We start from the raw sequence: 9958 nt of genomic DNA on the forward strand, positions 1-9958 counted from the left end.
CGACACGAGAGCCTTTGGTTACTGGGCTCTCGTGTCGCCCACCCCACAAGTAGTAGTAATTTATTTCTTGGAAGTCCCTAAAAAGACCTCTCCTTGGTTTTGCTACGCAAAACCTGTCCCTTTCCGCATCGTAGAGGAACGGAGGTAAACTTTTAGACTTAAATAAAAATCGTTACATGCAGCATTGCAACGCCGACATCCAACATCCAAAATCCAAAGTTGAGTATGGAGTTAGGGGCATTTTTTTGATAGTATTGAGCTTTGTGCCGATCGCTAGCAAGTGCTTGTGCTAATTCGGTTTTACTCAGCGACTGAACCAGACTCAATCCCAGAGATTTACTAGAAATGCTTTGGGTGTAGGCGGCGTTGAGGTAAGAGACGTATTTTGGTCTTCCGGCGACGTAAGTTTGGAAGAAAGGTAAACTCAAAACGTTCATGTAACGACGCGCTTGGGAAGCATCGCCAATCATATCCGCAGGTAATGCTACTTGCTGATTTCCAGGGTTGCCATTGCCAATAGTGGAGAAGTGGGTAGCACCTAGAAGCATGACGAGATACTTTTGTGAGTTCGCAAACCAGGAAAAAGGTAGAATTTGCTCGAATAAAGCTGGTGCTACTGTATCATCACTACTGCCAATGATCATCACCGGAGTTTTAATTTGACTTAAGCCCGCTTTGCCGAAAATAGAACTAGTAATTGGATTAACTGCGATCGCGGCTTTCACTCTCTCATCCCGCAGGTTATAATCCTTCTCAGACTTGCTGATGCTCAATTCCAAAGCGCGACACTGGAGCAGTAAAGACATATTCCAGGTATTTTGTAGTGCTGCTGGTTGACAATCTTGTTTTAGCTGCTCAAAGTTGATTTTAGCACCTGCCAAGGCCAAGGCTGTGTATCCTCCTAAAGATTGACCAAATACTCCGACTTGTTGCAGATTTAACCGCTTTTTAAAGCGTGAATCAGATTGATTAGCTTTTTGCAATTGATTCAATATATATGTTACATCCAAAGGCCGGTCTTTAAATTCACTTGGTTCTGCTATTTCAATGGCGTGTCCATTTAGCAGAGAACGCAATTGTTTAGCATCACTACCAGGATGATTGGGAACGACGACGGCAAATCCGTAGGAAGCTAGATGAGTGGCTAAATATTGAAAGTTGCTGCTGTCTAAACCCAAGCCGTGAGAAATCACAATTACGGGTGCAGCATTCTGGACTTTGGGAATATAAACATCAGTTAATAAAAGCCGATTGCGCCTTGAGTCGAAAAAATTCAGGGTGTATTTTTGCGACTTCAACTTTCCCGGAACCTGTAAATCGGGCAATTGTGATAAATTTGGTTGTGAAATAGTAGCAGCTTCTATCTTAGACTTTTGGGAAACTGCTGCGATCGCCCGATGGGTTTGGTTAACAAGTTTCTCCAATTGTGTAGCTATTTCCAAAGTCTCTGCTACATCAAGGCGAATGCTGCTGGCGGGATATTTACGTAACACATTCAAAAGTGTCAAGCCGGACGATTCCGCAGAGGCTAAAATTAGCGCCGAACGCAAAGCCCCAAATTCTGGTTTTGGCTGAGAAGATTTGACTGTAATCACTTGCGCCAAACGATGCAATAAAAATTCTCCTTGCGGTGTGTAGAGAAGTTGCGAAACTACTACCGGACTAACTTTCACACGATTGAGTAAAATCCGCCGCAATTCTTGAAGCTGTTGTAGAGGTAAATATTGCTGATACGCTGCCAAGTCTTCGTTAATTACACCTGTTTTAGCGTAGTTTTCTAAAGTGCTGACTGAAATCGAAAGCTCTAAAGCTGAATAAGATGCATAAATCCGCTCTGCTGCCAAGACAGAATTACTAATTCCAAATGTTGGCAGCACCATTGAAAGAACCAGCAATAAGGACTTTTTTCTGAGGCTGCTGGCCCAATTACCAAACAAACTATTCATCGCTCAACTATTTCGGTGGTCTGGTTTTATCAGGTGTTGGCTTTGGTAGTTATTCGGACACCCTGTTTGGTTTACTTAAAGTTATTAGCCTCAATTTTATCAAAACAGAATTTAGGAGTTAGGAGTTATAATTCACGATAAATTATATATGACTTGGGGATGTAGCTGGCTTTAGCTCAGAGTTAGAAATGGCTTTAAAATCCCTACCAAATCCTAGATTTGGTAGTCAAAAAAGTAGTTTTTCCCAATCACCCAGTAATAGATTCTGACTCCTGAATTCTGATTTATTTTTCAAGGATTTTTCTTCGCTATATGCTCAACAATTAAATACTACGGAGTTACACAGATGGGTAAAGTATCCATCTTGCAAGAGGCTGACTCCAGTAGGTTGCCTTCACTATCAAATCATAACAAATAAAAAATACTCTGCCTCAGTATTTATGTTGTAGCTTTGAATATGGCACGAATCCACTAGATGAAAAACCCCGTAAAAATCCTGAAAATCATTTCGATTAATTAGCTTTCCTCAAGGCGATCGCTACTGAACCTGTGACTACTAAACCCGCTCCTAATATTGCTGTGAAAGTTAAGTGTTCTAGGGATGTCAAAGAAGGTGCAATAATAGATAAAACTCCAAGTAATATTAATGTTACAATGGGAGCCAAAGCTAATACTGCACTCACTCGTGATGCTTCCCAATGTTCTAATGATTCCGCAAAAGCACCGTAAGCGATTAAAGTATTCAAAGCGCAAAAAATCAACATTCCTAAATGTAAAGAATCAAGTAGAAAAAGTGATTTTACTCTAGCTAGAGGAGTGAATAATAAAGCACAGCCCCCATAAATAACCAACATGATGCTAGGGGAAGATAAAGATTGTAATAACTGCTTTTGTGCCAAAGCATAAATAGCCCATGCTGCTGCTGCTAGCACAATCAGGACAGTACCTAGTATATATGTGCTATGCGCTGTAATTAAATTTGTTAATTGTTCACGAAAAAATAAAAGATAACCGCAAGTCATTACACTTACACCAATCCATTGATACAGCCGATAACGTTCTTTAAAAATCACTAACCCTCCCAGACCTAATAAAAGGGTAGATAATTGAATCAGAACTTCAGCGTTAGCAGGCGATGTTAGTGCTAAACCTTGCATGAACAGAAAGTAATTAATGCCTAATAAGAGTGTAGCGATCGCTAACAACTTCCAAGAAGCAGAACGCAATTGTTCTAACTTTGGTAATTTACCACGTATTCCTAAATACATAGCAAGTAGTAAAAAAGATACCAAAAAGCGAAACCAAATGACGGTATAGACATCAACTGCTTCAAGAGTTACCGTCAAAGCAATAGGTAAAATTCCCCATAATAAGACCGTCAATAGCGATAAGGCTAGCCCTAAGCGCCACTGACCAGAACTTTGATGTAGTGACATTCAAATATCCTACTCAAAGTAGGGCTGATAATAAGCCAAGATATATCTAAATTTTATAAAACTCTTGTGTATTCAGCATCTTAACACCCTAGTTAATGCCAGCTAAATGTAAAATAGCTTACCTACCCTCCTGAATTTGTTTGTAGTTTATGGTGCTTTTTGTTTACATAAAATTCGTAAATTACGTAATTACTTTACATGAATAATAAATTTAAAACTTGTTCATAAATGTATAATCTTTTCCAATGTTATTTTATCACAAAAAACTATGGGGATCATACCCATAATAAGCTTAGTAGCCTTTATTACTGGCTTATCAACTTACTTGCTACTGACCTCAAAAGGTCGATTTTTGCTCAAATCTTTAATGACAAAAATAAAGCACCAAGGGTGGAGATTCAGAACTGGCCAGCTTAACTACCTGAGATCAAGATTTTTAAAGACTATAACAATTGCTGCCATTATTATGGTTGCAGTAATAGCTGGAAATACTGTATCGGCGCAGGTTACGGCGTCGCCTCCAGTTTCGCTCAAGAGCGTATCAGTTCCAGAGCCTAACAATCTTGGAGACTTCGTAAAAGATAAAGTAGCTGCAATCAAGTTAGGAAAAACTCTTTTTTGGGATATGCAGGTTGGGAGCGACGGACAGACTTCCTGTGCTAGTTGTCACTTCCATGCTGGAGCCGACAATAGATCCAAAAATCAGATTAATCCTGGGCTTTTGCGGGTCAACGCCGATGGTACAGCGAATCCAGATACAGCTTTTGATGTAGGTGGCGCACCAAACTACCAGCTAAAACCGGGAGATTTTCCCTTTCACAAGCTGTCGAACCCCAATGATCCTACGACTCTTGTATCTGACCGTAACGATATTAGCTCATCTCAAGGAGCCTTCAATACGAAGTTTGTTAATGTCACACCTGGTAGTGCGCAAGACCAAGTAATAAACGAACCTGATCCGGTGTTTAATGTCAAAGGTACGAATGTGCGCCGCGTCCAGCCGCGCAATACGCCAACCGTAATTAATGCAGCATTTAACTTCCGCAACTTCTGGAACGGAAGGGCGCAAAACATCTTTAATGGGGTGAATCCCTTCGGTTTAAGAGATCCTAACGCCTTTGTTGTCAAAGCACAAAACCCCAACCAGCTCGAATTTGTCAAAATCAGTCTGAATAATTCGTCTTTGGCTTCTCAGGCGGTCGGGCCGCCACTCAGTTCCACCGAGTTGTCCTCTGATGGTCGTACTTTTCAAGAAATTGGTGATAAGTTCGGGCAAGTTAACAACGGAGGATCTGTCAGCAATCTGATACCAGATATTTCGCTCGGACCACTACTCAGTTCCGTTGAACAAATTGGTGATAATGTCGCGCAAATTGGCAACACAAAATCTCTCAGCGGACTGCTGCAAAATATTGCGTCACTTAGCGGTACAAAGCTCCCCCGAATACTGGCGCAAAAGTTATCTAGCCTCAGACCGCTAGGCAAACAGCTTGTGCATCCACAAGACAGTGTTTTAGGTGCAAACAGTAAATGGCCTCAACCCGGACTGAAGGATAAAACCTACGAACAGCTGGTTCAAAATGCCTTCAAGCCGGTGTGGTGGAACTCTAATCAACTCATCCAAGTTGATGCTCAAGGTAGACGGACTTTTGTCAACACACCTGATAACTCTTCCCAAACCAGTGAGTACACGCTGTTGGAGTATAACTTCTCGCTCTTCTTCGGGTTGGCGATTCAGTTGTACGAAGCTACACTCATTGCTGACGATACACCCTACGATCGCTTCTTGGAAGGAAACACCAACGCCCTCACCGTGCAGCAGCAACAAGGGAAGAAACTATTCGAGGGCAAGGGCTGCATCGGTTGCCATAGTGGGTTGGAATTAACAGGTGCTTCGGTGAGCAACGTAGCTCAAACCGGACGAATCGGACGTGTGCCGTTCGGTGCAAAATCCCCTGAAGACACTGGCTTCTTCAAGATTGGCGTCAGACCTGCCACGGACGATCCCGGTTTGGGTGGTAGTGACGGTTTATCTGCTAATGGCCCAGGTAATCCACTCTCGGAGGCACGGTTGGCTCAACTAGGGACATTTAAAAATCTCCTGGGCGAAAACCCCCCTATCCTGACTCCACCGTTGAATTTAAATGAGAGCGTAGTTGCAGACGGAGCTTTCAAAGCACCTGGGCTTCGCAATGTGGAACTCACTGCTCCCTACTTTCACAACGGAGGTCAGGCGACTCTAGAGCAAGTGGTTGATTTTTACAGTCGTGGTGGTGACTTTGGAGTTCTTCCCCCCCTGAATCTGTCACCAGTGGAAAAACAGCAATTGGTCGCCTTTTTAAAAGGACTCACCGATGAGCGAGTTCTCCATGACAAAGCGCCCTTTGATCATCCGCAACTGTTCGTCACTAATGGACATCCGGGTAACTCTACCTCTGTTACCAATGATGGTACTGGCAACGCTACAGATAGCCTACTGGAAATTCCTGCCGTTGGTAGGAATGGTGGTGCTGGCACTCGAAATTTCCTGAACTAACTAGTAATTTGAGTTAGTAACTCAGGTGTGGGGAGATAAGGGAGATAAGGGAGATAAGGAAAACTTTTAACTCCTAACTCCTGTACAGACGCGATTAATCGCGTCTCTACTCCCCATTCCTGTAGAGACGCGATTAATCGCGTCTCTACTCCCCACTCCTGTACAGACGCGATTAATCGCATCTCTACTCCCTACTCCCCTTAAAAGAAATCAGCCATCCAAGGAGAGCTACCTGCAAAAATTTGCGTAGCTGCTAAGATAGCTGTTTCTGTACCATTCACGCATCATCTCTTATACCATTGGTAGTGCAAAACCACCATCATACTATTCCAGCCTTTGCAATTGCTTTATTTCGCTTCGCCATTCACTTAACTAATAACTGTTAAAATCTTATTCCCAGTTGCCCGTTAAAGCCACGAATAGAATTGTAACCAGCACCAACAAAAACCTTATCAGTAGCACGTACCTGAACGCCACCTGAAATTGCAACACCTTTATCTTCTGAATAAAGTCCAACTCCTACATAGGGTGAAATGACAGGTAAGCTAATAAATTTCAAAACATCTACTCCCGTAGCACCATCAGGGCCAGCTCCTAGCTCAACCCCAAAATTAAAAGCCCTAGCCCCTACTGCATAAGTTATATCACCATCTTTTCCACCGACTGAAACCCAAGGTTGCGGTATAAGTTGAGCCGATACTTGACTTGGGGGAAATAAGACTAACAAACCGATGGATGTAATGAATGTTTTAGCAATAATCGCTATTTTCACGTTGTTCTCCTATACTAACTTAGGACTTACGCACTGTACAAATTCATCGTAATGTGCTTTAAAAAAATAGGTTGTTTCAGGCTTTTCTTAATTATCCTTTGATCGTAAATAGACGATGCTGTAGGGATAAAGCATGCTAAACCCCTACGAAAGATGTGGGTTTTCACTTGATACATATTTGGTATTCTTTGTCAATGCGTAAGTCCTATAACTGCTGTATCTTAATTGTTTTCTCACAACTACCTGGCTTCAACTAAAGTTTGTCCATGATGGCTAATTGTGACGGAGTGAACCTCATTTGAGTGCCCGATGAGTGCAAGCATTATTTTGCTAATGTAATATTAATTACAGTAGTTTTCATGTATTTGAACCACATCTGTCATAGGTTTAAGCCATTGTAAATTGACCAACAGTCTCATCTGAACTGGGGAAATATGACAGTATGTCTTTTGACATGATTTTACTATTAGAGCAACAATCCTACGTGGTGACTATTTTTACTAGCTGTGAAAGAGAACGTGAAAAAGAATTTTTTGTTGCTAAAAGTTGCTTTACCGAGTTTATTGATATCGTTTCCTAGCTTTGCTGCTGAGAGTGAAATTAAGCAGATAAATACTGATAAATCAACCCAATTCATTTCAGCTATTCCGAGTTTGAGTGAAATCGAGCTACCCACCACTAATGCCGAATTATTAACTCAACAATCTACACCGAGTCAAATTAACCCAGAGAATCAGCCAGAAACAGAGCAAACTCCGAGCGATGATCCAGACATTTCCATAGAAGCGATCGCAGAACCAGACAACCTACCTCAATCTACTCCAACTTACGTAATTGATCAAGAAGAAATTCAAAAGCAGGGCGCTACAAGTTTAGCCGATATTTTGAAAAGAATGCCTGGTTTTGCGATCAATGATGTAGGTCATGGTGCAGATACTCACACAGGTACATACTATCGGGGAGCCTCAATTAATCAATCTGTATTTTTGATTAATGGCAGACCAATTAACAATAATGTCAACACTTATCATGGTGGAACTGACTTAAATAGTATCCCCGTAGAGGCTATTGAACGAGTGGAATTATATAGCGGCACAGCCTCCGCATTGTATGGTTCATCAGCCTTTGGGGGAGTTGTGAATATCATCACGAAACAAGGTTATGGCAAACCTAAATTGAGCGCTAGTGCAGAATTTGGCTCATTGAGTTTAAATAATCAACAGGTGAGCTATGGTGGTTCATCTGATAATGTCAAGTACAACTTTAGCTTTGAGAGGTTCTTTACAGATAACCGTTACCGCGTCCCCGTAGGTGCAGCAAATCGTGATAATCAGGGGTTTTTATCAAATGCAGACACAGCTACAAGTACCTACTTTGGTAGCATCGGACTAGATTTAGATAAGAAAAATTCTTTGAATTTAGATGTTACTAAACTCAGCAGTCGTCGCGGCTTAATTTATTTTGGATTCCCTCTCCAAAGAGATAGATTAGACCACGATGGTTTAAACGTTGGCTTATCTTGGAAAACTCGGCTAGGTAATGGGGAAAGCTCCAATTTGACAACCTCAATTGGTTATAACCAAGATTATTTCAGCACATACGGACCTACAGGAGCATTTTACCGTACAGGAGCTTTAGATACACAACAACTTACAGCCAGAGTCGAGCATGAGTGGAAAGTTTCTTCTAATAATAAATTGCGCTGGGGATTAGATTTGAAAAACACCGACTTGACCGGTGATGTTTTGAGTACAAATCCTACTAGTATTGCCAAAAACGGAACTGAAGATAGGAGTTTGCTTAATACAGCTTTATTTGCTGTCAATACTTGGAATATTGGCGAGAATTTTCTGATAGATTTAGGGCTAAGGCAAACCTTTGATAGCCAGTTTGGAAATTATCTTAACCCTAGTGTTGGGTTACGTTATGCCGTCACACCGATAGTAGCAGTGCGGGGAAGTTGGGCAGGGGGACAACGCAATCCTGGGTTAGATCAGTTGTATATTTATGATACAGTTCATGGTTGGGACCCTAATCCTGATTTAAGACCGGAAACTGGCTCTACTTGGAGTGCGGGGGTAGATGTCAATTTTTCGGAAAATCTGATTGGACAGTTTACTTACTTTGGTAGTAGTATAGGCGATCGCTTGGGAGTTATCGCCGGAAAATGGGCAAACATTGGGCTAGTAGATACCAATGGTTTAGAGGCAGCTTTGCAATTAAAAATTGCGGCTGGCTGGTCAACTTTCCTCAACTATACTTATACAGATTCACAAATAAAAACAGGCTCAGAAAAAGGTTTACAGTTAGGTTTGATTCCCTATTCTGTACTTCAAACTGGTGTGGGTTATCAAAATGCAGGTTGGCAAGCTAACTTATATGTTACTTACAATAGTGGCGCTCGTAGATCGATCTTTGCTAACCCTGGTGATAAGCCTACAGACTTTGCGCCATCTTTTGTGAATTTCGATTTGAGCGGTTGTATACCTCTAACTAGCAATTTAGGACTAACAGTTTATTTAGAAAATTTACTCGGTGAGCAATATGAACGAGTTAATCGCATATATAGCCCTGGATTCACTTTTCGTCTGGGTTTAAGCGCCAATTTTTAGGTATTAAATGTAGAGATTTTGTGATTGCAAAGTCTCTACATTATTGGAATAAATAGTATTGTTTTAGATTCTGGAAACAGTTTTTTGGTAAAGACGACGCACCACCATACAACATGGTGCGTTAGGCTAAAGCCGTAATCCGCCCTACTTAAGATTTACCTTTAATCTAAAATCTCAAATTGCTATGAGAGCCAAAATAGAAAATAAAATACTTTTTATCCACCACGAAGATTTGCCAGAGTTTAAGAAAGGTGGCTCTGTAGTGAGAAATTCATATTTCTGGGCGCTACGTTCAATTGCCGGTAAAGCTTCGCGTTATCGTGATTGGGAATACGAACCGGAGGTTTGGCTAGCACTTTCGAGAATGCTTTTGTCCTTTGCTGAATCTGGGTATTTGGGTTATAGAGAAACCTTGCTAGAGTTTCCCTTATCTCAAGGGGAAATTCCTAATTTGCTACGAGATGCCTCCACTTGGGAGTAAGGATGCATAGCTGTCGGGGTTAGAAAAACCCTTGATTTTGGATTAATCCACGGAGGTAGATCAAGGCAATACGCTTGGGTTAAGGATAATAAGCTGTTATAGACCTCTTGCATAATTATTTTGTGGTATGGTTAAGAGTTTTAGAAAAAATCCATATCAGAATCTATACAGAGAA

General features: G+C 41.4%; 7 protein-coding genes. 3 read left to right on the forward strand and 4 right to left on the reverse strand.

Annotated elements, in window-relative coordinates; all coding sequences use genetic code 11:
• Positions 1–158 precede the first annotated feature (158 nt).
• Positions 159–1946, reverse strand: coding sequence for an alpha/beta hydrolase (locus ACYTXL_RS06655; RefSeq protein WP_461924015.1), 1788 nt, complete (start codon positions 1944–1946; stop codon positions 159–161).
• 512 nt (positions 1947–2458) lie between these two features.
• Positions 2459–3382 carry a DMT family transporter gene (locus ACYTXL_RS06660; RefSeq protein ID WP_461924016.1) on the reverse strand — a complete coding sequence of 308 codons (924 nt, stop codon included), beginning with the start codon at positions 3380–3382 and terminating at the stop codon, positions 2459–2461.
• Positions 3383–3650: 268 nt separating this feature from the next.
• On the opposite strand from ACYTXL_RS06660, the gene ACYTXL_RS06665 reads away from it, so the two are divergent.
• Positions 3651–5918, forward strand: a complete 2268-nt coding sequence (locus ACYTXL_RS06665; RefSeq protein WP_461924017.1) for a cytochrome-c peroxidase — start codon at positions 3651–3653, stop codon at positions 5916–5918.
• Here ACYTXL_RS06665 and ACYTXL_RS06670 read toward each other — a convergent pair.
• Together ACYTXL_RS06670 and ACYTXL_RS06675 are read right to left on the reverse strand one after the other, a co-directional pair.
• On the reverse strand, positions 5915–6100 hold the full coding sequence (locus ACYTXL_RS06670) for a hypothetical protein (protein WP_461924018.1): 186 nt from the start codon (positions 6098–6100) through the stop codon (positions 5915–5917). The genes ACYTXL_RS06665 and ACYTXL_RS06670 overlap by 4 nt on opposite strands.
• A gap of 200 nt (positions 6101–6300) precedes the next feature.
• The gene (locus tag ACYTXL_RS06675) at positions 6301–6690 is read right to left on the reverse strand and encodes a hypothetical protein (protein WP_461924019.1); all 390 of its coding nucleotides are present in this window, start codon (positions 6688–6690) and stop codon (positions 6301–6303) included.
• 518 nt (positions 6691–7208) lie between these two features.
• On the opposite strand from ACYTXL_RS06675, the gene ACYTXL_RS06680 reads away from it, so the two are divergent.
• Positions 7209–9302, forward strand: a complete 2094-nt coding sequence (locus tag ACYTXL_RS06680; RefSeq protein WP_461924020.1) for a TonB-dependent receptor plug domain-containing protein — start codon at positions 7209–7211, stop codon at positions 9300–9302.
• A gap of 184 nt (positions 9303–9486) precedes the next feature.
• Entirely contained in the window at positions 9487–9783 is a 297-nt protein-coding gene (locus ACYTXL_RS06685) for a hypothetical protein (RefSeq protein WP_292803257.1), read from the forward strand.
• The last annotated feature ends 175 nt before the right edge of the window (positions 9784–9958 follow it).

Source organism: Nostoc sp., from assembly GCF_054880495.1.